Source organism: Kitasatospora sp. NPDC059646 (assembly GCF_042734615.1).
Taxonomy (GTDB): Bacteria; Actinomycetota; Actinomycetes; order Streptomycetales; family Streptomycetaceae; genus Kitasatospora.
This window is the reverse complement of the sequence record NZ_JBHWDS010000080.1, coordinates 1-21903: the sequence shown is the minus strand read 5'-3', so window position 1 is coordinate 21903 and position 21903 is coordinate 1. Positions and strand designations below refer to the sequence as shown.

Below are 21903 nucleotides of genomic sequence, written 5' to 3'. Positions count from 1 at the left end.
CACGACGAGCACAACGGGACACCCGGTGCATAGGTCCATGCGCGACTGAGTTCGATTGTAATGAAGCCCAGGCGGCGTGTCAGCCTTCCAAAGCGAACAAATCAGCTCGACCCATTGGCAGGTTCGTAGGCTTGCACGGCTCCTGAGGCCATATTGCGGGGCAAACCCCGCACTCAAGACACTACTCCGAAAGTGGACGAAGTCCCTCCCGGCCGAGGTGCTGCCGCAGCCGCTCGGCCAGCGCCGCGACCTGCCGCTCACCGTCCGTGTCACCGGTCCGCCGCAGCACCGCCGCCGCCGACCGGTACTCCCGCAGCGCCTCCTCGAACCGCCGCAGCGCGGTGTGCGCCTCCGCCACCCGCACCAGCAGCCGGGCCTCCGCGGCCTGGTCGCCCACCGCCTGCCGCAGCACCAGCGCCCGCCCGTACGCGTCGGCCGCGCGCAGCGGGTCGCCCAGCGCCCGGTGGCAGTGGCCCACGCCCTCCAGCGCGCGGGCGCAGCCGCCCTCGTCGCCCGCACCCCGGGACAGGTCCACGGCCCGGCGGTAGCGCTCCGCGGCCTGCTCCCAGCGCCCCGCGTCGGCCTGCAGGTCGCCGAGGTTGAGCAGCGCGGCCGCGGCCCGGCGCGGCGCGCCCTGCCGCTCGGCCACCTTCAGCACCGACTCGTGCAGCGCGTGCAGGTCGGCCGGCGCCGCCTCGCCGGTCAGCGGAAGCGCGCGCAGCAGGGCGGCCACCAGCCGGCCCGCGGTGCCGTCCAGATCACCCTGGCCGACGGCGTCCGCGACCGCGGCCAGCAGGTGCTCCCGCTCCCCCAGCAGCCACTGCCCGGCGTGCGCGGCCGACCGCAGCCGCAGCGGGCCCGGCAGCGGATCCGGGTTCGGCCCGGCCGCCGGGTCCAGCAGCAGCCGCGCCGAATCGACCAGCCGCACCAGGCGCTCCAGCAGCCGCGCCCGGGCCAGCTCCAGCTCCGACGGCCGGTCCGCCTCCGCCCGCAACTCCACCAGCCGCCCGTACAGCCGCCCCGGCACCCGGTAGCGCTCGGTGCCGTCGGCCGCCGCCGGCTCCCGCTCCAGCAGCTCCAGGTCGGCCAGCGCGGCCAGCCCCGCCCCGGCCTCCGGCGCCGGACAGCCCACCAGCGCGGACGCCGTCCGCAGGTCCACCCGCTGGCCCGGCGCCAGCGTGCACAGCCGCAGCAACCGCGCCCGGGCCGCCGGCAGCCGCCGGTACGCGGGCTCGAACGCGCCCCGCAGCGGGTCGCCCTCCACCACCGGCACCGTCTCCGGCCGCTCCGGCCCCTCCGCGACCGTGCGGGAGCGCTCCCGCACCTGCTCCGGCGGCTGCCGCAACCGGGCCGCCGCCTCGGTGACCGCCAGCCGGGGCTCGGTCCGCAACCAGCCCGCGGCCAGCCGCAACGCCGCCGGACGGTTCGCGCACGCCTCGGCGAGTTCGGCCGCGCCGACCGGGTCGCAGGAGATCCGGGTGCCGCCCACCAGCGCGGACAGCAGATCGACCGCCGCACGGTGCTCCAGACCGCCGAGGATCACCGGATCGATGCCCTCGATCCCCGTCAGCGGCCCCGCCGTGGTCGCCAGCAGCACCGACTCCGTCTTCTCCGCCAGCAGCGGCCACACCTGACCGGCGTCCCGGACGTCGTCCAGCAGCAGCAGCGCCCGCCGCGACCCGAGGACCTCGCGCAGCACCTCGCACGCCGGATCCTCCTCGGCGGCACCGGGCAGCAGCGCGGCGCCCGGCCGCTCACCGAACTGCTCCAGCAGCATCCGGGCCGCCCGCCCCGGCCCCACCCTCGTCCCGTCCGGCGCGGACAGCCGCGCGTACAACAACCCGTCCGGGTACTGCTCCACCGCACTGCGCGCCCACTGCACCGCCAGCGCGGTACGGCCCGACCCGGGCCGGCCCGCCAGTACCAGCAGCCTCCCCCGCCCCGGCGCGGGCCGCCCCGCGGCCACCGTCAGCGCCGCCAGCTCGGCGACCCGCCCACCGAACGGCCTGGCGCCCGCCGGCAACGCGTCGAAGATCCCGGCCGCCTCGGCCACCGCCGCCGCATCCCTCGCCACCCGCGCCACTCCCGACCCGTCGCCCAGCGCCCCGGACCCGCACACCGGGCCCTGTCCGCGAAGCGTAGTTCGACCACCCCGCCCCGCCGAGACACCCCGGTCCCACCAACCCCCCGCACCACCCCCCCGGCCCAACCCCCACCCGGGACACCACACTCCGCAGACCGCCCGCCCGGACCGGCACCACCCACCACGGAAGGCCGGTCGCCCTCCTCCCCCCGGTGCTGCGAGGCTCGACCGGAGCGCGTCCACGGCGCACGAGCCGGACAGCGCACCTTCCCCAGGCGGAGCGTGACCGTCAGAACGCCCGGTCCGGCCGCCGCGCATTCAGCCGCCCGCCCGCGCCCCGACCTGCAGTGCGCCGCCGGCCGATCGGAACGCATCCCCAAGTCCCCGCTGCCGTCGGAACGGCCCGGCCGACGAGACGGCGCGTCGGCCGGACGGAACGCCTCGGCGCCGCCGCAGGCCCAAGCCGCTCGCAGCGCACCCGCCGCCCGACGCGAACCGCGAAGCCCCGGACCGTCCGCACCGACCACAGCGCGACCCCTCGACCGGCCCCACCGTCCCCCGCGCGGTGCGCGACGCGTCGGAACGCCCGGGCCGACCGCAGCGCGTCGACCGCGCGGAACGATCCGCACCGCCGCGGGCCGGAGCAGCGCGCAGCCCCGAAATCCCCCGCTTCCGCGCGCCCCCGCCCCCGTGCGGGGGCGCGGGTGTCAGAACGGTCGGGCCGGCCATGGGGCGTCGGACGGGCGGAGGGCGTCGATGCCGCCGCGGGCGAGGGCGGTGTGGAGGGCGAGGGTGCCGGTGACCAGGGTGGGGTTGTGGAGTTCGCCGGCCAGGACCAGGTCCACCAGTTGTTCGAGCGGGACCCACGCGGACTCGAGTTCCAGTTCTTCCCCGTGCGCGGCGTACCGCTCCCCCTCGGCCTCGGACAGGTCGGTGGCGAGGAACAGCCGCAGGGCCTCGTCGCTGCCGCCGGGCGAGGTGTAGAAGTCGACCAGGACGCGCCACTGCCCGGCCTTGCAGTACGCCTCCTCGAAGAGTTCCCGCTGCGCCGCGTGCAGCGGGTTCTCGCCGGGCACGTCGAGCAGCCCCGCCGGCAGTTCCCAGAGCCGGTGCCGGACGGGGTGCCGGTACTGGCGCAGGACGAGGACGCGGGCCTGCTCGTCGACGGCGAGCACGGCGACCGAGCCGGGGTGGATCTGGTAGTCGCGCTGCGCCCAGCTGCCGTCGGGCATGCGCACCTGCTCGCTGCGCATGCCGGTCATCCGGCCCTGGAAGGGCGTGTGCCCGTCCCGGACGTCCCACTCCTCGGCCACGTCGCGCATTCCGGTCATCGGACACCACCCCTTCTCGTCAGTTAGACGCAATCTACCGGACGGGCAGCCCTCGACACGCCGAAGCGCCCGACACGCCGAAGCCGCCCGCCCCGGAGCGAACTCCGGAACGGGCGGCTTCCCGCAAACGACCGTCAGCCGACCTTGCGGTCGATCGCCGCGGCGACCAGGCCCGCGAACAGCGGGTGCGGCCGGGTCGGGCGGGACTTCAGCTCGGGGTGGGCCTGGGTGGCGACCAGGTAGGGGTGGACCTCGCGCGGGTACTCGACGTACTCGACCAGGTCGCCCTTCGGGGAGAGGCCGGAGAACTGCAGGCCGGTCTTCTCCAGGTCGGCGCGGTAGGCGTTGTTGACCTCGTAGCGGTGGCGGTGGCGCTCCTCGACGTACTGCTCGCCGCCGTACACCTCGCGCACGATGGAGCCTTCGGCGAGCTTCGCCGGGTACAGGCCCAGGCGCATGGTGCCGCCGAGGTCGCCCTTGCCGTCGACGATGGCGAGCTGCTCGGCCATGGTCGAGATGACGGGGTACTTGGCGGCCGGGTCGAACTCGGTGGAGTTCGCCTCGGGCAGGCCGGCCAGGTTGCGGGCGGCCTCGATGACCACGCACTGCAGGCCCAGGCACAGGCCGAGCAGCGGGATCTTGTTCTCGCGGCCGTAGGTGATCGCGGCGACCTTGCCGTCCACGCCGCGGTCGCCGAACCCGCCGGGGATGCAGATCGCGTCGACGTCGCCGAGCTGCTCCTGCGCGCCCTCGGGGGTCTCGCAGTCGTCGGAGGTGACCCACTTGATCTCGACCCGGGCGTTGTTGGCGAAGCCGCCGGCGCGCAGCGCCTCGGTCACCGACAGGTAGGCGTCCGGCAGGTCGATGTACTTGCCGACCAGGGCGACCTTGACGGTGTGCTGCGGCTCGTGGACGCGGCGCAGCAGGTCGTCCCAGACGGTCCAGTCGACGTCGCGGAACGGCAGGTCGAGGCGGCGCACCACGTAGGCGTCGAGGTTCTCGCCGTGCAGCACCTTCGGGATGTCGTAGATCGACTTGGCGTCGATCGCGGCGACCACGGCCTCCTCGTCGACGTCGCACATCAGCGAGATCTTGCGCTTGATGGCCTGCGGCACCTCGCGGTCGGCGCGCAGCACGATGGCGTCGGGCTGGATGCCGATGTTGCGCAGGGCGGCCACCGAGTGCTGGGTGGGCTTGGTCTTGAGCTCGCCGGAGGGGCCGATGTAGGGCAGCAGGGAGACGTGCACGAAGAACACGTTGTCGCGGCCGACCTCGTGGCGGACCTGGCGGACGGCCTCCAGGAACGGCAGCGACTCGATGTCGCCGACGGTGCCGCCGACCTCGGTGATGACCACGTCGACGTCCTCGGTCGCCATGCGGCGGATCCGGGACTTGATCTCGTTGGTGATGTGCGGGATGACCTGGACGGTGTCGCCGAGGTACTCGCCGCGCCGCTCCTTGGCGATCACGGTGGAGTAGACCTGGCCGGTGGTGACGTTCGCCGAGCCGTGCAGGTTGGTGTCGAGGAAACGCTCGTAGTGACCGATGTCGAGGTCGGTCTCGGCCCCGTCGTCGGTGACGAAGACCTCACCGTGCTGGAACGGGTTCATGGTGCCCGGGTCCACGTTGAGGTAGGGGTCGAGCTTCTGCATGGTCACCCGCAGGCCGCGGGCCTTGAGCAGGGCGCCGAGGCTGGAGGCGGTGAGGCCCTTGCCGAGCGAAGAGGCGACACCCCCGGTGACGAAGAGGTGCTTGGTCGTCACGGCGCGGCCGTTGGCCGACTTGCCGGAATGGGGCTGTGCCAAGAGGGGGCTCCCGTGGGTGTCGTGTCGGAGAGTGACGCCGGTGGAGGGGCTCCCGGCCCTCGTTCCCACCAGTTCCACGGGATACCAGCGTATCAGTGCCCCGGCGAGTGCTCGCCCGCGTCCGGGTGGAAGGCCGCTCCGCGCGTCGGCCGGACGGCCCGGACGGGCTGTCCGGAAGGGGGCCGGGGAGGGCCGTGCAGGCATGCGGGGCAAGGGGCGCGGGCAGGCGGACGGGGCGCGTACACGCGCCCGAAACACCCGAATCAACGTATTCTGCTCAAACGTCGACATCCTCGCCCGTCCCGTGCGCGCCGGCGCCGCGGGGGCGCGTGGGACCGCTGGGAACGGAGAAGCATGGCCGGTCGCATCGAGGACTACGCGCTCATCGGAGACATGCAGACGGCCGCCCTGGTCCGCCGGGACGGCGCGGTCGACTGGCTGTGCCTGCCCCGGTTCGACTCGCCGGCGGTGTTCGCCGGGCTGCTCGGCACCGATGAGCACGGTTTCTGGCGGATCGGCCCGGCCCTGCCGGTCGAGCCGCCGCCCGTCGTCGAGCCGCCCCGGCCGACGCTGCTGGACGCCGAGCCGCGGCTTCCCCCGGTGACGGCCGCCGCGCCCGCGGTGCCCTGCGACCGGCGGCGCTACCGGGGCGACTCGCTGATCCTCGAACAGGAGTGGGACACCCAGGGCGGCACCGTCCGGGTGATCGACTTCATGCCGCCGCGCCACCTGCTCGGCACGCCGGACGTGCCGCAGATGATCCGCATCGTCGAGGGCCTGGCCGGCACCGTCCGGATGCGCTCCGCGGTCCGGATGCGCTTCAGCTACGGCCGGATCGTGCCGTGGGTGCACCGGGTCGAGCAGCCCGACGGCGGCCACCGCACCGTCGCGGTGGCCGGCCCCGACTCGGTCTGGCTGGACGGCGCGGCGGAGACCTACGGCCGTGACCTGACCACGTACGCCGACTTCACCGTCACCGCGGGCGAGCGGATCGCCTTCGGCCTGACCTGGAAGGCCTCGCACGAAGCCGCGCCCGCCCGGCCCGACGCCGAGGAGGCGCTGGAGAACACCGAGCGGTTCTGGCGCGAGTGGGTCGAGCAGTGCCGCTACCAGGGCCCCTACCGGGAGGCCGTGGTCCGCTCGCTGATCACCCTCAAGGCCCTCACCTACGCCCCGACCGGCGGCATCGTCGCCGCCCCCACCACCTCGCTGCCCGAGGACCTCGGCGGCGAACGCAACTGGGACTACCGCTACACCTGGCTCCGCGACGCCGCGATCACCCTGTCCTCCCTGCTGCGCACCGGCTACCGCGAGGAGGCCCGCGCCTGGCGCGAGTGGCTGCTGCGGGCGGTCGCCGGCGACCCGGAGAACCTGCAGATCATGTACGGCATCGCCGGGGAGCGCGAACTGACCGAGTCCGAACTCGACTGGCTGCCCGGCTACGAGGGCTCCCGCCCGGTCCGGGTCGGCAACGGCGCCGCCGGGCAGCTCCAGCTCGACGTGTACGGCGAGGTCGTCGAGGCCCTGCACCTGGCCACCATGTCGGGCCTGGCCCGGCACGACCACGCCCACCAGCTGCAACTGCGCCTGATCGAGTACCTGGAGGACCACTGGCGCAATCCCGACGAGGGCATCTGGGAGGTCCGCGGCCCGCGCCGGCACTTCGTGCACTCCAAGGTGATGGCCTGGGTCGCCGTCGACCGCACCCTCAAGCTGCTGGAGCAGGTCGAGAACCCGCCGCCGGGCCTGGCGGAGCGCTGGGAGAAGCTCCGCGCCGAGATCCACGCCGACGTCTGCGCCAAGGGCTACGACCCGGATCGCAACACCTTCACCCAGTACTACGGCGGCAAGGAGCTCGACGCCTCACTGCTGCTGATCCCGCAGGTCGGCTTCCTGCCGCCGGACGACAAGCGGGTCATCGGCACCATCGAGGCGATCCAGCGCGAACTGTCCACCGAGGACGGCTTCGTGCTGCGGTACCCCACGCACGACGAGCAGGGCAACAACGTCGACGGCCTGTCCGGGCACGAAGGGGCGTTCCTGGCCTGCTCGTTCTGGCTGGCCGACGACCTGGCGATGATCGGCCGGGTCGGCGAGGCCCGCGAGCTGTTCGAACGGCTGCTGGCGCTCCGCAACGACCTGGGGCTGCTCGCCGAGGAGTGGGACCCGCGGGCGCGCCGCCAGGTCGGCAACTTCCCGCAGGCGTTCAGCCACGTCCCGCTGATCGACACCGCGCTGCGGCTGACCGCTGCGGGCGGGCTCAACCTGTCGCACTGACGGCCGGTCAGTTCCGGCGCTGCACCAGCTCGTCGTAGATGGACAGCACCTGGGCGACGGTGGCGGCCTCGTCCGGCCAGGTGCGGGCCTGGGCGCGGCCCGCCTCGGCGAGCTCCGCGCGGCGCTTGTCGTCGCCGAGCAGCTCGCGCACCGCGCCGCCGAGCGCCCGCGGATCGGCGAACGGGACCAGCACCGCGGCGTCGCCGACCAGTTCGGGGACGCCGCCGACGGCGGTGGCGACCACCGGCACGCCGGCCCGCATCGCCTCCTGCGCGACCAGCGAGCGGGCCTCCCAGCGGGAGGACAGCACCACCACGTCGGCGGCGGCCAGCAGTTCGGGGATGTCGGTGCGGTAGCCGAGCAGGTCCACGGGGAGCTTCTCGGTGCGCACCCGGTCGTACAGGGCCTGCCGTTCGGGGCCGTCGCCGGCCAGCAGCACGTGCGGCATCGGGCCGCCGGGCGCGGCGAAGTGCGGGACGGCGTCCAGCAGCAGCGAGAAGCACTTCTGCATCACCAGCCGGCCGATCGCCAGCACCACGGGGCGGCCGTCGTCGCCGCCGGGCAGCGCGGCCCGGGCGGCGGCCCGGTCGAGGCCGGCGGGCGGCAGCGGCGGGGCGGCGACCGGGCCGAGCCGGGCGTCGGTGGCGCCCAGTTCGCGGGCCCGGGCGACCAGGTCGGAGGACGCGCCGAGGACCAGGTCGGCGGCCCGCACCACCCGGCGTTCCATCAGGCGCTGCAGGCGGCGCTCCAGTCCGGTGGCGAGCAGCGCGTGGTGCGAGGTGACCACCAGCGGGGTCTCCGGGCGGATGCCGGGGAACCGGCCCGCGGTGCGCAGCGCCAGGTCGGACAGCAGGCCGGCCCGCAGGCCGTGCGCGTGGACGACGTCGGCGCCGGTGAACGCGCGGCGCAGCTCGCCGATCGCCGTGGCGTCGGAGCGGGCCCCGGACGTGGGGGTGATGTCCACCGTGTGCAGGCGGGCGCCGGCCGCGCTGAAGCCGTGCAGCCGGTCGACGCCCTCGGGGGCGCAGACCGTGACCGTCACCCCGTGGGCGACCAGACCCTGCGTCAGGGAGCGCACGTGCGCGCCGATCCCGCCCGTCGCGGCGGCCAGGACGAGCACCACGTGCAACTGGGGGGCCGCGGTGGCCCGGGCGGCGGAATGGTCCACGTCGATTTCGCTCCGACTCGTTGTCAGCTGGTGTCCGCTCGCCACGATGCCAGGTCGGTCACCCTCTTGGACAGTCGGCACCGCTGCGGGCGCGTCGCCCGGGCCGTGCGGGCCCGGGCGACGCGTGCGGAGCAGGGATGGGCCGGGCGCTCAGCGGGCCCGGGCGGTGCGGGCGGCCGCCAGCAGTTCCTCGGCGTGCGCCCGGCCGAGCTCGGAGTCCTCCAGTCCGGCGAGCATCCGGGACAGCTCGCGCACCCGCTCCTCGTCGCTGAGGGTCTTCACGCCGCTGCGGGTGACCACGCCGTCGTTGGTCTTCTCCACCACCAGGTGCCGGTCGGCGAACGCGGCGACCTGCGGCAGGTGGGTGACCACCACCACCTGGGCGCTGCGGGCCAGTTTGGCCAGCCGGCGGCCGATCTCCACGGCGGCCTTGCCGCCGACGCCCTGGTCGACCTCGTCGAACAGGTAGGTCGGCACCGGGTCGGCGCCGGCGAACACCACCTCGACGGCCAGCATGACGCGGGACAGTTCGCCGCCGGACGCGCCCTTGGCGATCGGGCGGGGCTGCGCGCCGGGGTGCGGGGCGAGCAGCACCTCGACCTCGTCGACGCCGTGCGGGCCGTAGGCGACGGTGCGGCCGCCGACCTCGATGCCGGACAGGTCGTCGACCTGGCTGATCGCGAAGGTCACCCGCGCGTGCGGCATGGCGAGCTCGGCGAGCTCGGCGGAGACCGCGGCGGCGAACTTGTCGGCGGCGGCGTGCCGGGCCTGCGACACCTCGGCCGCCAGGTCGGCCAGCCGGGCGCGCAACTCGGTCTCCTGCGCCCCGAGTTCGTCGATCCGCTCGTCGTCGCCGTCGAGTTCCAGCAGCCGCACCGAGCCGGTCTCGGCCCAGGCGATCACCTCGTCGAGGGTGCCCTCGGCGCCGGAGTACTTGCGCACCAGGTGGGCGAGGACGGCGCGGCGGTCCTCGACCGCGGCCAGCCGCACCGGGTCGGCGTCCAGGTCGTCGGCGTACCCGGCGAGGTCGCCGGCCACGTCGGCGAGCAGGTAGCCGACCTCGCCGAGCCGGTCGGCGAGCTGCGCGAGCCGCTCGTCGTGGTGCCGGACGGCGTCGACGGCGCGCCGGGCCTGGGCGAGCAGGGTGCCCGCGTCCACGGCCTCCGGATCGGCGGGGTCGCCGGCCAGGGCGGCGTGCGCGAGCGTCGCGGCGGAGGACAGCGCGTCGGCGTGGCCGAGGCGTTCGGCCTCCACGGCCAGCTCGGCGTCCTCCCCCGCGACGGGTTCGGCGGCGGCGATCTCCTCCAGGCCGAAGCGCAGCAGGTCGGCCTCCTGGGCGCGTTCGCGGGCCCTGGTGGTCAGCTCCTCCAGGGTCGCCGACACCTCCCGCAGGGTCCGGTACACCTCGCGGTAGCGGGCCAGCGGCTCCGCGACGGCCTCGCCCGCGTACCGGTCGAGCGCGCCGCGCTGCCGGGACGGGCGCAGCAGGCGCTGCTGGTCGGTCTGGCCGTGCACGGCGATCAGGTCCTCGCCGAGCTCGGCGAGCAGGCCGACCGGCACCGAGCGGCCGCCGACGTGGGCGCGCGAGCGGCCCTCGGCGGAGACGGTGCGGCTGATCAGCAGCTCCCCGTCGTCGAGCTCGGCGCCCGCCTCCTGGGCGCGGGCCACCACCGGGGAGGCCGGGTCGAGGGCGAGCCGGCCCTCGACGACGGCCCGCGCGGAGCCGTTGCGCACCAGCGCCGGGTCGGCCCGTCCGCCGAGCAGCAGCCCGAGGCTGGTCACCACCATGGTCTTGCCGGCGCCGGTCTCTCCGGTGACGGCGGTGAAGCCGGGCGCGAGTTCGACCACCGCGTCGTCGATGACACCCAGATCCCGTATCCGCATCTCGTCCAACACGGAGACGACCTTACGGGGGTCCACCGTCGGTGTGCGACGACCGCCCCCCGGTTTCACACGGGAGGGGGTTTCAGTCGCCGGTGGCGGCCGGGGCGGGCACGGTGAGGCGCGGCAGGAAGAACTGCACCAGCGGGCCGATGGCCAGCGCGTAGGCGACCGTGCCGACGCCGAAGGTGCCGCCGAGGGCGATGCCGGCGGCCAGCACGGTCAACTCGACGCAGGTGCGGATCAGCCGCACGGAGCGGCCGGTGCGCCGGTGCAGGCCGGTCATCAGGCCGTCGCGCGGGCCCGGGCCGAGCCGCGCGCCGATGTACAGGCCGGTGGCCAGGCCGTTGAGCACGATGCCGGCGGCCAGCAGCGGTATCCGGGCGGCGAGCGCGTGCGGGTGCGGCAGCACCGCCAGGGTGGCGTCCATCGCGACGCCGAGGACGGCCACGTTGCCGACGGTGCCGACGCCGGGCTTCTGCCGCAGCGGGATCCACAGCAGCAGCACCAGCACGCCGACCAGCGTCACCCAGGTGCCGACGCTCAGGCCCACGTGCCGGGCCAGGCCCTGGTGGAAGACGTCCCACGGGTTGCCGCCGAGCGAGGCGCGCAGCACCAGCGCCATCGACACGCCGTACAGCACCAGGCCGACGGCCAACTGGACCAGGCGGCGGGGCAGGTCGGTGGAGTTCGCGGACAGGGGCAGGGAGACCGCCATCGGGTGGACCTCTTTTCGTGCGGTGCTTGCCGTTCCTCGGCACTGACCGCCACTATGGTCGGGCCAAAACCACGCCCGACAGGGCCAATCCGATCCGAGTGGACTGATTTCGATGGCCGAGTGGCACAGCACGCTCACCCCGCACGCCCTCGCCAGCCGACTCCCCCCGCCGGACGGCCGCCGCCCCGCCTACCGGGCGCTCGCCGCCCAGGTGTCCCGGCTGGTCGCCGACGGCCGCCTCCCGGTCGGCACCCGGCTGCCCGCCGAACGCGAACTCGCCGCCGAACTCCGGCTCAGCCGCACCACCGTCGCCGCCGCCTACGAGGCGCTGCGCGCCGACGGCTTCCTGCACTCCCGCCGCGGCGCCGGCTCCTGGACGGCCCTGCCCGAAGGCACCCGGCCGCCCGCCGACGCCCTCCACCCGCTCGCCCCCGACCAGCACGGCACCCAGCTCGACCTCGGCCTGGCCGCCCCCACCGCCCCGCCGGAGCTCGCCGAGGCCGCCGCCCACGCCCTCGAACAGCTGCCCGCGTACGCCGTCGGGCACGGCAACTACCCGACCGGGCTGCCCGTGCTCCGCGAGGCGGTCGCCCACCGGTACACCGAACGCGGCCTGCCCACCGGCCCCGACCAGGTGCTGATCACCACCGGCGCGATGAGCGCCCTGCACCTCGCCCACCAGTCGCTGCTCACCCGCGGCGACCGGGTCGCCGTCGAAGCGCCCAGCTACGTCAACACGCTGCGCGCCCTGGACCGGCTCGGCGCCCGCCTGGTCCCCGTCCCGTTCGCCACCGACCCCGCCGGGAACGCCGGATGGGACCTCGACCAGTGGCAGCGGGTGCTCCGCGGCGCCGCCCCGAAACTCGCCTTCACCATCCCCGACTTCCACAACCCCACCGGCGCCCTGATCGACGAGGACCAGCGCCGCGCCCTGCTCTCCCACGCCCGGGCCGCCGGCACCGCCGTCGTCTCCGACGAGACCTGCGCCGAACTCGGCTGGGGCGTCGCCGAGTCCGAACTCCCCCGCCCGCTGGCCGCACTCGACCGCGACGCCCGGGTGATCACCGTCGGCTCGGCCGGCAAACTGCTCTGGCCCGGCCTGCGGATCGGCTGGCTGCGCGCCCAGCCGTCCCTGGTGCGGAAGTTGGCCGCCGACCGGGCCCTCTACGACCTGGGCACCCCGGTCCTCGACCAGCTGATCGCCACCCGGCTGCTCACCGCCCACCTGCCCGCCGTCCGCGCCGCCCGGCACGCCGGACTCCGCGCCACCGCCGAAGCCTTCGCCGACGCCCTGCCCCGGCACTTCCCCCGCTGGCGGTTCACCCTGCCGCCCGGCGGCCTCGCCCTCTGGGTGGCCACCCCCGGCCTGCCCGCCACCGCCCTCGCCCGCGCCGGCGAGCGCCTCGGCGTCCGGATCGCCTCCGGCGCCCGGTTCGGCGTCGACGGCGCGTTCGAGGAGTGCCTGCGACTCCCGCTCACCCTGCCCGCGGCACTCGTCCCCGACGCCCTGCGCCGCATCGCCGAAGCCGCCGAACTCGCCCGCGCGGAGCGGTTCACGACGGCGGACCCGGAACCGTGCAGCCTCTGAGCGGGTGCGACCGCAGGTGGGCGCGGAAACGGGGGCGCGGGGAACTGCGCGAATCGGAGGCACTCGCCAGCAGGATCGCGACGCAGGACGACGATCTGCACTTGATCGCGACCTCGGGGACGCGGCTTGCGCTTGTCGCGCAGTTCCCCGCACCCCCGGTTTCGCACCTGCCTGCTCGTCAGCCGGTCTGCGAGCGCCCCCGCCACCCCGTCACCGGCAGCGCGAACTTGGCGACCAGCCGGTCCGTGAACGGCGCCCGGTGCAGCCGCGCCAGGCGGACCGGCGTCTTGCCGCGCCGCACCTCCACCCGCGCCCCGGCCGGCAGTTCGACCGAGCGCCGCCCGTCGCACCACAGCACCCCGTGCGGCGTCTTCGGCTGCACCTCCACCGCCAGCACCGAGTCCGGCGAGGTCACCAGCGGACGGGCGAACAGCGCGTGCGCACTGATCGGCACCATCAGCAGCGCCTCCACCTCCGGCCACACCACCGGCCCGCCGCCGGAGAACGCGTACGCCGTGGAGCCGGTGGGCGTCGACAGCACGACGCCGTCGCAGCCGAAGTTCGACACCGGCCGGCCGTCGACCTCGGTGACGACCTCCAGCATCCGCTCCCGCGCCGCCTTCTCCACCGACGCCTCGTTCAGCGCCCAGTCCTCGTGCAGCACATCGCCGTTGGTGCGCACCAGCACGTCGATGGTCATCCGCTCCTCGACGGCGTAGTCGGCGTCCACGACCCGGTCGACCACCGTCGCCAGGTCGTCGCGCTCCGCCTCCGCCAGGAACCCGACCCGGCCCAGGTTGATGCCGAGCATCGGCAGCCCCGACTCGCGGGCCAGTTCCGCCCCCCGCAGCAGGGTGCCGTCCCCGCCCGCGACCAGGATCAGCTCGCAGCCGTCGGCCGCGCCCGGCCCGCCCGGCACCAGTTCCACCCCGTCCGGCAGGTCCAGGCCCACCGCTTCCGCCTCCAGCAGCCGGATCCGGATCCCCGCCTTCAGCAGGCCGTCCACCAGCCCTTCCACACTGCGCAGGGCGGCCTCCCGGCCGGTGTGCGCGATCAGGAAGACCGTACGACGATCGCTCATTGCCCGCTGCCCTCTCCCTACGCCTGCCGGACCCTGCTGGCCCGGCCGCGGCCTGCCAGTCTGCGCAACGCTCGGACGTCTGCCAAGTACCCTACTGGGGGCCCTCCGCCACCGCCCGGTCCGCCTCGGCCGGATCCAGCTCGCCCGCGTCCCGGCGCAGCCACAGGAAATACTCCACGTTCCCCGACGGCCCCGGCAGCGGCGACGCCGTCACCGCCCGCACCCCCAGGCCCAACTGCCAGGCCTGCGAAGCGACCTGGCGGATCGTCTCGGCCCGCAGCTCCGGGGAGCGCACCACACCGCCGGAGCCCAGCCGCTCCTTGCCGATCTCGAACTGCGGCTTCACCATCAGCACCAGGTCCGCGTCGGGCGCCGCGCAGCCGGCCAGCGCCGGCAGCACCAGGCCCAGCGAGATGAACGACAGGTCGCCGACCACCAGGTCGACGAGCGTCCCGCCGATCAGTTCCGGCGTCAGCTCCCGCACGTTGGTGCGGTCCATCACCGTCACCCGCTCGTCGCTCTGCAGCGACCACGCGAGCTGCCCGTAGCCGACGTCCACCGCCAGCACGTGCGCCGCCCCGGCGCGCAGCAGCACGTCGGTGAAGCCGCCGGTGGACGCGCCCGCGTCCAGCGCCCGGCGCCCCTCCACCACCAGGCCCTGCGGCACGAACGCCGCGAACGCGCCCGCCAGCTTGTGACCGCCCCGCGAGACGTAGTCCGGGTCGGCGTCGTCCTTCGCGACCACCACCGCGGCCGCCGTCTCCACCTGCGTCGCGGGCTTGGTCGCCACCGTCCCGCCGACCGTCACCCGGCCCGCCGCGATCAGCTCACTCGCATGCTCCCGCGACCGGGCCAGCTTCCGCCGCACCAGCTCCGCGTCCAGACGGCGTCGTGCCACTGCCACTACTACGTCAGCTCCCACATTCCGCAATCGTCACTCGCGGTCCAGCGCCGCGAGGGTCGCGGCGAGCCGCGCATGACCATCTTCGTACACCTCGACCCGCTCCCCCGTCCCCACCCCGTCGGCCTCCCCCAGCCGGGCCAGCACCTCGTCCACCTCGGGCTCCCCCGTCCACTGCGGCTCATTCACCGGCGGCGCCCCCGGCGTCACCCCGCCCGGCGGGCTTGCGGCCGGCGGCCTTCTTCGCCGGCACCCCGCCCGACGCACCGTCAGCGGCCGCCGCCCGCGCGGCCGGGGCCTTCTTCCCCGGGGCCTTCTTCGCCGCGGCCTTCTTCACCGCCCCGCCCGACGTGCCGCCCTCCGCCTCGGCGGTGCGCTTCGCCGCGGGCTTCCGCACGGCCGCCTTCCGCGCCGGAGCGGCCTTCTTCGCCGCCGCGGGCAGCGGCGCCGACGGGCTGTCCACCGCCGCCCGCTCCGCCGCACCGGCCGGCCTGCGCACCGCGGTCTTCTTCGCTGCGGCCTTCTTCGCCACCGTCCGCGGCGTCGCCGTCGTGCCGCCCTCGCCCGCCGGGGCCCGGCGCGGCACCGAACGCTTCGCCGCCGCCTGCTTGGCCGCCGTGCCCTTGCGGGTGGCCGCCTTCTTCACCGCGGACGCCGAGCCCGCGGGCCGCTTCCGGGGCGCCGCCCGCTTCTCCGCAGCCGACTCCTCCGCTCCGGAATCCGCCACCGGCTCCTTGTCCCACCCGGCGTCGAACAGGCCCTTGGCCCGGGCGGCCGGCCGCACCGGCGGCTCCGCCGGCTGCTCCGGCTCCTCCTCGGACCCGGCCGCCGCCCGCTCGGGCGCGTCCGGCTCGTCGACCTCGCGCAGCTTCGACTCCAGGAAGCTCAGCACCACGCCGACCTTCACCACCTGGTCGCCGACCTTCTCGAACACCTGGTCCGCCCGGCCCTTGGCCAGGCCCGTGACCAGGTCCACCCCCGCCGTCACCGCCTGCTCGGCCAGCGACCGCAACTGCTCCAACTCGGACGGCAGTTCACCGGTCCGCTTGCGCAACTCCTCGGCCGCGCCCGCCACCCGGCGGCTCGCCTCCTCGGCGAGCTCCGCCGCGACCACCACCACTCCCCGCACCGCATCCCGCAGCATCCGAAACGCCTCCTCCGCGGGCACCGACTGCCCGCACCCGACGCTACCCCGTCCCACGCCCGCCCGTACCCGCCCGCACCGACCAGCCGCACGGTCGGCCCCAAGGGTCTGTCCTCGAACCCGCGTCGGAGGCGGGGGTTCGAAGCCGGACCCCGGGCCCACCCGGCCACCGCACCCGGCGGGCGGGTTAGCGTGGAACGCCGAACCGCCCACCGAGACAGGAGCACGCCGCCCCCATGGCCACCATCGAGGAGTGCCGCAGCGCACTGGAGCAGCTCAGCCGCAACCTCGCCGGCGCGAACGGCGACGTCCGCAAGGCCGCCGCCCTCGACCGGTCGCTCAGCTGCCACCTCACCGACCTCGACCTGACCTTCACCGGACGCCTCGCCGGCGGCCAGCTCACCGGCATCACCGACACCCCCGGCGCACCCGCCGCCAAGGCCGACATCCGCCTCACCACCACCGGCGACGACCTGGTCGCCCTGGTCGACGGCCGCCTGCCGTTCCCCACCGCCTGGGCCACCGGCCGCCTCAAGCTCGACGCGAGCTTCCTCGACCTGATCAGGCTGCGCAGCCTGCTCTGACCGGCCGTCAACCCGCCGCCGTCACAGCGCCGCCAGCGCCTTCGCGCTCTCCGGCGCCGCCCCGCCGTTCGCGTCCGCCCACGTCCACGCCGCCGCGCACAGCGCCCGCAACGCGTCGATCCGCTCCCCCGCGCCGTCCAGGACCAGCGCGCCGCCTTCCACGCCGGCCGTCCAGCCGCCGCAGCCGAACCGGCCGCCGCCCAGCGCCGCGACCTCCGGCTGCGGCTCCAACAGGCCCCGCAGGTCGTCCGACAGGTACGTCGGCCGGTGCCGGACGGGCGCCGCCAGCAGCAGCCCGGGCGTGGTGACGCCGGTGAACACCAGCAGCGAGTCCACGCCGCCGTTGAACGCCCCCTCGATGTCGGTGTCCAGGCGGTCGCCGACCACCAGCGGACGCCGGGCGCCCGTCCGCAGCACCGTCTCCCGGTGCATCGGCGGCAGCGGCTTGCCCGCCACCTCCGGCGTCACGCCGGTCGCCGCCGACACGGCCGCCACCAGCGTCCCGTTGCCCGGCGCGATGCCGCGCGCCGTCGGGATCGACAGGTCCGTGTTCGACGCCACCCACGGCAGGCCCCGGCCCACCGCGTACGAGGCCTCCGCCAGGTCCGCCCAGCCCACCGACGGGTCGTAGCCCTGCACCACCGCCGCCGGATCCTCGTCCAGCGAGCGCACCGGCACCAGCCCGCGCTCCTCCAGCGCCTCCACCAGCCCCGCCCCGCCGACCACCAGCACCCGCGACCCCGCCGGCACCTTCTCCGACACCAGCCGCGCCGCCGCCTGCGCCGAATTGATCACGTCACCGGGCTCGGCCGCCACCCCCAGCTCCGACAGGTGCGCCGCCACCACCCGCGGCGGCCGAGAGGCGTTGTTCGTCACGTACGCCAACCGCATCCCGGCCGCCCGCGCCCGCTCCAGCGACTCCACCGCGTACGGGATCGCGTGCGGCCCGGCGTACACCACCCCGTCCAGGTCCAGCAGCGCCGTGTCGTACGCCTCCGTCAACGCCACCGCACTGCCCCGCGGCACGCTCCCGACCCGGCCGGCGCTCTCCGCCATCACTGCTCCCTGTCACCTCGAACGATCGAACACCCGCAACCTTAGGTCTCGTCCGACCCGTCCGGCGGCGCCAAGTACCCCGGCGCACCCGGCAGCAGCGGCCCGAACGCCCCCGCCCGGGCCGCCAGCGTCGCCCGGGTCTGCCGCAGCGCCGCCCGGTAGTGCTCGTTGCCCGGCTGCATCGCCACCGCCAGCGCCAGATGCTCCGCCGACACCTCGAAGTCCCCCAGCCGGGCCGCCGCCACCCCCCACCCGAACTGCGCGTAGTCGTCCGACGGGTCCGCCAGCGCCACCGAACGGAAACTCTCCAACGCCGCCGCGTACTGCCCGGCGTCGAACTGCGCCCGCGCCAGCGCCTCCCGGATCGACCGCGACCCCGGCTCCGCCTCCGCCGCCCGCGCCAGCAACTGCACCGCCGCCGCCGGGTGCCGCTCCTCCAACAGCCGCACCCCGCGCCGGAACCAGTCGTACACCCCGCCGCCCGGCACCCCCGCCGCACCCTCGGGAACAGCCTCCGCCCCGTCCGCGCTGTCGCCGTCGTGCATCCCGTAGCTCATCCGCCCAGCCCCGCTTCCTGCGCCGCACCCACCGTTCCGCCCGCGACCCGAACGGCCACGCGCATCGCGATCTCCCAACAAGGACTACCCGACTAACATGCCCAAGATGAGCGCCCCTCGTGCCGAAAGCGGCAACGAGCCCTCGGGCGGCCCCGGAGACCCCGGGCACGTCGCCACCGCAGGGCTGTCCCTGTCCCCGTTCCGCGGCCTGCGCTACGACCCCCACCGGGTCGGCGACCTCGCCGCGGTCACCTCACCCCCGTACGACGTGGTGGACCCCGGACGGCGCCTGGACCTGGAGACCGCGGACCCGTACAACATCGTCCGCCTCATCCTGCCGCGCCCCGAACCCGAGGACCCCGGCCACCGCCCCGACCGCGACACCCGGTACCGGCACGCCGCCCGCCTGCTGCGCGACTGGCGCCAGCAGGGCATCCTCACCGCCGACCCGCGGCCCGCCCTGTACGTCTACGAGCAGCAGACGCCGGGCGGCGGCCTCCAGCGCGGCCTGATCGGCGCCCTCGCCGTCAGCGGCCCCGAAGCCGGCGTCGTCCTGCCCCACGAGGACGTCATGCCCAAGCCCGTCGCCGACCGGGTCGGCCTGATGCGCACCACCCGCGCCAACCTCGAACCGCTCCTGCTCACCTACCGCGGCGACGGCCGGGCCGCCGACGTCGTCGAGCGCACCGCCGCCGGCGAACCCCTCCTCGACACCACCACCAGCGACGGCACCCACCACCGCCTGTGGGCCGTCACCGCCCCCGCCGACCTGGCCGCCGTCGCCCGCGACCTCGCCACCTGCCGCGCCCTCATCGCCGACGGCCACCACCGCTGGGAGATGTACCTGCGCCTGCAGCGCGAGCACCGCCACCTGCCCCGCAGCCCCTGGGACCGCGGCCTGGTCCTGCTGGTCGACACCGACCGCTACCCGCTGAAGGTCCGCGCCATCCACCGCGTCCTGCACCGCCTCCCGCTGCACGCCGCACTGGCCGCGCTCGACCCCGACGTCTGGCAGGTCACCGAACTCCCCGGCACCCTCCCCGACGCCCTCAAGGCCCTCGCCGAGGCCCGCACCGACGCCCGCAACTCCTTCGTCCTCACCGCCGGAGACGACCGCTACCTGCTGCTCACCGGCCCGGACGAGCGCACCCTCGACGCGACCGTCCGCACCGACCGGCCCGAGGAGTGGCGCCGCCTCGACGCCACCGTCCTGCACGCCACCCTGCTCGACCACACCTGGCACGTCCCCGACAGCCCCGAGCACATCGGCTACCTGCACTCCGCCGAGTCCGCCGTCCGGGAGGCCGCCCGCACCGGCGGCACCGCCGTCCTGCTCCACCCCGTCGAGGAACGGGTGGTCCGCCGGCTCGCCGAACAGGGCGTCACCATGCCCCGCAAGTCCACCTCCTTCGGCCCCAAGCCGGCCACCGGACTGGTCCTGCGCTCCCTCGAACTGGGCTGACGGCCGACCCGGCCGTGCCCCGGCACGCAGAACGGCCCCCGCTCCTACCCGGAACGGGGGCCGTCTCACTGCTCACTGCTCGCCACGAGCCGCCGGAAGGTCAGGCCTTCTTCGGCTGCTCCTCGGCAGCGTCCTCGTCGTAGTCCTCGTCGATCTCCAGGTCGTCGTCGTCGTAGAACTCCTCGACGTCCTCCTCGTCCTCGAAGATCATCCGGTCGTCGCCGATCTCGTCCTTCGCGATCGGCTTGCGCACCGGCTCCTCGGACTCCTGGCCCTCGTCCTCCGCGTCCTCGTCCAGCGCGTCGGTGAACTCCACGCCGTCGATCTCCGCGAGGCGCTCGGACGCGTTGGTCGAACCGTCCGAGTCGGCCTCGACCGCCTTCACGAACCACTCGCGGGCCTCCTCGGCCCGGCCCGCCGCGATCAGCGCGTCGGCGTACGCGTACCGCAGCCGCGCGGTCCACGGGTGGATCGCCGAGGACGCCAGCTCGGGGCTCTGCAGCGTCACCACGGCCGCGTCGAACTGCTCCAGGTCCGCGCGGGCGCCCGCCGCGACCAGGCGCATCTCGACCTGACCGGCCTTGTCCAGCTGCTTCACCTCGGGCTCGCCGGCCATCGCCAGCGCCCGCTCCGGACGGCCCAGACCGCGCTCGCAGTCCGCCATCACCGGCCACAGGTCCGCCCGGCCGGTCATCCGCTTCGCGGCCCGGAACTCGGTCAGCGCCTCCGCGTACCGCTGCGTCATGTACGACGCGAAGCCGGCCGCCTCCCGGACGCTCGCCACGCGCGACGCCAGCCGCAGCGCGACCCGCGAGTAGTTGTAGGCCTCCTCGGGCTCGCTGTCGAGCAGCCGCGCGACCATCACCAGGTTGCGCGCCACGTCGTCCGCGAGCGTCTTCGGCAGGCTCTTCAGGTCCTGGCGGACATCCGCGTCGATCTCGAACCCGGTCACGTCGTCCGGGATCGGCAGCCGGCGCACCGGCTCCGGCCGGCGCTCGTCCTGGTCCCGACGGAAGCCGCCCCGGTCGTCCCGGCCGCCCCGGAACCCACCGCGGTCACCCCGGTCGTCCCGGCCCCGGAAACCGCCGCGGTCCCCACGGTCGCCACGGTCGTCGCGACGGAACCCGCCACGCTCGCCGCCACGTTCGTCCCGGCCACGGTAGCCACCGCCCTGCGGACGGTCGCCACGGTCGTCCCGACGGAACCCACCCTGCGGACGGTCACCGCGGTCGTCACGACGCTCGAACCCACCGCTGCGCTGCGGACGGTCCCCGTACGACGGACGGTCGTCACGGTCCCGGTAGCCGCCCTGCGGACGGTCGTCGCGGCGGAACCCACCCTGCGGACGGTCGTCGCGACGCTCGAACCCACCACTGCGCTGCGGACGGTCCCCGTACGACGGACGCTCGCCACGGTCGTCACGACGGAACCCACCGCCCTGGGGGCGGTCGTCACGACGGAACCCGCCCTGGGGACGGTCGTCGCGGCCGCGGTAGCCGCCACCCTGCGGGCGGTCGCCGTACGACGGACGCTCGCCACGGTCGTCACGACGGAACCCACCCTGCGGACGGTCATCGCGACGGAACCCGCCACGGTCGCCGCCCTGCGGGCGGTCGTCACGCGAGCGGTAGCCGCCGCCACCGTAGGACGGGCGGTCCCCGCGGTCGTCGCGGCGGAAGCCGCCACGGTCGCCGCCCTGGGGACGGTCGTCGCGGCCGCGGTAGCCACCACCCTGCGGGCGGTCGCCGTACGACGGACGCTCGCCACGGTCGCCGCGGTAACCCCCGCGGTCGCCGCCACGGTCACCACGGTCGTCCCGACCCCGGTAGCCGCCGCCTTCGCCACGGTCGTCACGACGCGGGCCACGGTCGTTCGACCAGCCCCCGCGCGACCTGGGCTCGTACCCCCGGCCGCCGTCGTTACGGCGCTCGGGCCGGTCCTGGGGCGGGTTCGACATGCTGGTGACTCCTGTCTGCACACTGCTGGCTCTAGAGGGCGCCACTGCCGATCCATCGACACCAGCGCGCGATCCGGACGACCTCGGAACCCCGGCAAGGGCCCGGTACGTCCGTACTTGTCCATTGTCCGGCACACGGGCGGGCACCGCGTCCGGGTGCCGACCGCCGTCCGCCGGCCGTCTGTACGTTCGGCTGAAAAAGCCCAACAAAAAAGGCCGAGGCCCCAGCTCATCGCTGGGGCCTCGGCCTTTTGAAGAATTGTTCGGCGGCGTCCTACTCTCCCACAGGGTCCCCCCTGCAGTACCATCG

17 protein-coding genes are annotated in these 21903 nt (G+C 75.2%); 4 read left to right on the top strand and 13 right to left on the bottom strand.

What is annotated here, in order from left to right; genetic code table 11:
- Nucleotides 1-181: 181 nt before the first annotated feature.
- From ACFV1L_RS34570 to ACFV1L_RS34560, 3 genes are all read right to left on the bottom strand, one after another.
- Nucleotides 182-2074, bottom strand: coding sequence for an NB-ARC domain-containing protein (locus tag ACFV1L_RS34570; protein WP_380373801.1), 1893 nt, complete (start codon nucleotides 2072-2074; stop codon nucleotides 182-184).
- A 716-nt stretch (nucleotides 2075-2790) separates the two neighbouring features.
- Complete coding sequence (locus ACFV1L_RS34565) at nucleotides 2791-3414, bottom strand: NUDIX domain-containing protein (RefSeq protein ID WP_380373799.1); 624 nt, start codon at nucleotides 3412-3414, stop codon at nucleotides 2791-2793.
- A 134-nt stretch (nucleotides 3415-3548) separates the two neighbouring features.
- Entirely contained in the window at nucleotides 3549-5219 is a 1671-nt protein-coding gene (locus ACFV1L_RS34560) for a CTP synthase (RefSeq protein ID WP_380373797.1), read from the bottom strand.
- Here ACFV1L_RS34560 and ACFV1L_RS34555 point away from each other — a divergent pair.
- Nucleotides 5205-7496, top strand: a complete 2292-nt coding sequence (locus ACFV1L_RS34555; protein WP_380373794.1) for a glycoside hydrolase family 15 protein — start codon at nucleotides 5205-5207, stop codon at nucleotides 7494-7496. The genes ACFV1L_RS34560 and ACFV1L_RS34555 overlap by 15 nt on opposite strands.
- Before the next feature lie 7 nt (nucleotides 7497-7503).
- On the opposite strand, the gene ACFV1L_RS34550 is transcribed toward ACFV1L_RS34555, so the two are convergent.
- From ACFV1L_RS34550 to ACFV1L_RS34540, 3 genes are all read right to left on the bottom strand, one after another.
- Nucleotides 7504-8664, bottom strand: coding sequence for a glycosyltransferase family 4 protein (locus tag ACFV1L_RS34550; protein ID WP_380373791.1), 1161 nt, complete (start codon nucleotides 8662-8664; stop codon nucleotides 7504-7506).
- A 150-nt stretch (nucleotides 8665-8814) separates the two neighbouring features.
- On the bottom strand, nucleotides 8815-10548 hold the full coding sequence (gene recN / locus ACFV1L_RS34545) for a DNA repair protein RecN (RefSeq protein ID WP_380373810.1): 1734 nt from the start codon (nucleotides 10546-10548) through the stop codon (nucleotides 8815-8817).
- 82 nt (nucleotides 10549-10630) lie between these two features.
- The gene (locus ACFV1L_RS34540) at nucleotides 10631-11263 is read right to left on the bottom strand and encodes a YitT family protein (RefSeq protein WP_380373788.1); all 633 of its coding nucleotides are present in this window, start codon (nucleotides 11261-11263) and stop codon (nucleotides 10631-10633) included.
- A 112-nt stretch (nucleotides 11264-11375) separates the two neighbouring features.
- On the opposite strand from ACFV1L_RS34540, the gene ACFV1L_RS34535 reads away from it, so the two are divergent.
- On the top strand, nucleotides 11376-12851 hold the full coding sequence (locus ACFV1L_RS34535; RefSeq protein WP_380373786.1) for a PLP-dependent aminotransferase family protein: 1476 nt from the start codon (nucleotides 11376-11378) through the stop codon (nucleotides 12849-12851).
- A gap of 178 nt (nucleotides 12852-13029) precedes the next feature.
- On the opposite strand, the gene ACFV1L_RS34530 is transcribed toward ACFV1L_RS34535, so the two are convergent.
- The 4 genes from ACFV1L_RS34530 to ACFV1L_RS34515 form a co-directional block, all read right to left on the bottom strand.
- Nucleotides 13030-13932 carry an NAD kinase gene (locus ACFV1L_RS34530; RefSeq protein WP_380373784.1) on the bottom strand — a complete coding sequence of 301 codons (903 nt, stop codon included), beginning with the start codon at nucleotides 13930-13932 and terminating at the stop codon, nucleotides 13030-13032.
- Between the two features lie 91 nt (nucleotides 13933-14023).
- Nucleotides 14024-14830 carry a TlyA family RNA methyltransferase gene (locus ACFV1L_RS34525; protein WP_380373782.1) on the bottom strand — a complete coding sequence of 269 codons (807 nt, stop codon included), beginning with the start codon at nucleotides 14828-14830 and terminating at the stop codon, nucleotides 14024-14026.
- Nucleotides 14831-14866: 36 nt separating this feature from the next.
- Nucleotides 14867-15022 carry a hypothetical protein gene (locus ACFV1L_RS34520; RefSeq protein WP_380373780.1) on the bottom strand — a complete coding sequence of 52 codons (156 nt, stop codon included), beginning with the start codon at nucleotides 15020-15022 and terminating at the stop codon, nucleotides 14867-14869.
- Entirely contained in the window at nucleotides 15015-15977 is a 963-nt protein-coding gene (locus tag ACFV1L_RS34515; protein ID WP_380373777.1) for a hypothetical protein, read from the bottom strand. Before ACFV1L_RS34515 ends, ACFV1L_RS34520 begins: the two co-directional genes overlap by 8 nt.
- Nucleotides 15978-16213: 236 nt before the next feature.
- Here ACFV1L_RS34515 and ACFV1L_RS34510 point away from each other — a divergent pair, with 236 nt between their 5' ends.
- Nucleotides 16214-16561 (top strand): SCP2 sterol-binding domain-containing protein, encoded by a 348-nt coding sequence (locus tag ACFV1L_RS34510; protein ID WP_380373775.1) that lies wholly within the window; start codon nucleotides 16214-16216, stop codon nucleotides 16559-16561.
- Nucleotides 16562-16582: 21 nt separating this feature from the next.
- On the opposite strand, the gene ACFV1L_RS34505 is transcribed toward ACFV1L_RS34510, so the two are convergent.
- Together ACFV1L_RS34505 and ACFV1L_RS34500 are read right to left on the bottom strand one after the other, a co-directional pair.
- Nucleotides 16583-17617: an HAD-IIA family hydrolase gene (locus ACFV1L_RS34505; protein ID WP_380373772.1), complete on the bottom strand. Its 1035-nt coding sequence runs from the start codon at nucleotides 17615-17617 to the stop codon at nucleotides 16583-16585.
- A 41-nt stretch (nucleotides 17618-17658) separates the two neighbouring features.
- A complete protein-coding gene (locus tag ACFV1L_RS34500; RefSeq protein WP_380373770.1) occupies nucleotides 17659-18174 on the bottom strand; it encodes a tetratricopeptide repeat protein in 516 nt (171 codons plus the stop codon).
- A 106-nt stretch (nucleotides 18175-18280) separates the two neighbouring features.
- On the opposite strand from ACFV1L_RS34500, the gene ACFV1L_RS34495 reads away from it, so the two are divergent.
- Nucleotides 18281-19636: a DUF1015 family protein gene (locus ACFV1L_RS34495; RefSeq protein WP_380373767.1), complete on the top strand. Its 1356-nt coding sequence runs from the start codon at nucleotides 18281-18283 to the stop codon at nucleotides 19634-19636.
- A 100-nt stretch (nucleotides 19637-19736) separates the two neighbouring features.
- Here ACFV1L_RS34495 and ACFV1L_RS34490 read toward each other — a convergent pair whose 3' ends face one another.
- A complete protein-coding gene (locus ACFV1L_RS34490) occupies nucleotides 19737-20615 on the bottom strand; it encodes a tetratricopeptide repeat protein (protein ID WP_380373765.1) in 879 nt (292 codons plus the stop codon).
- Between the last annotated feature and the right edge of the window lie 1288 nt (nucleotides 20616-21903).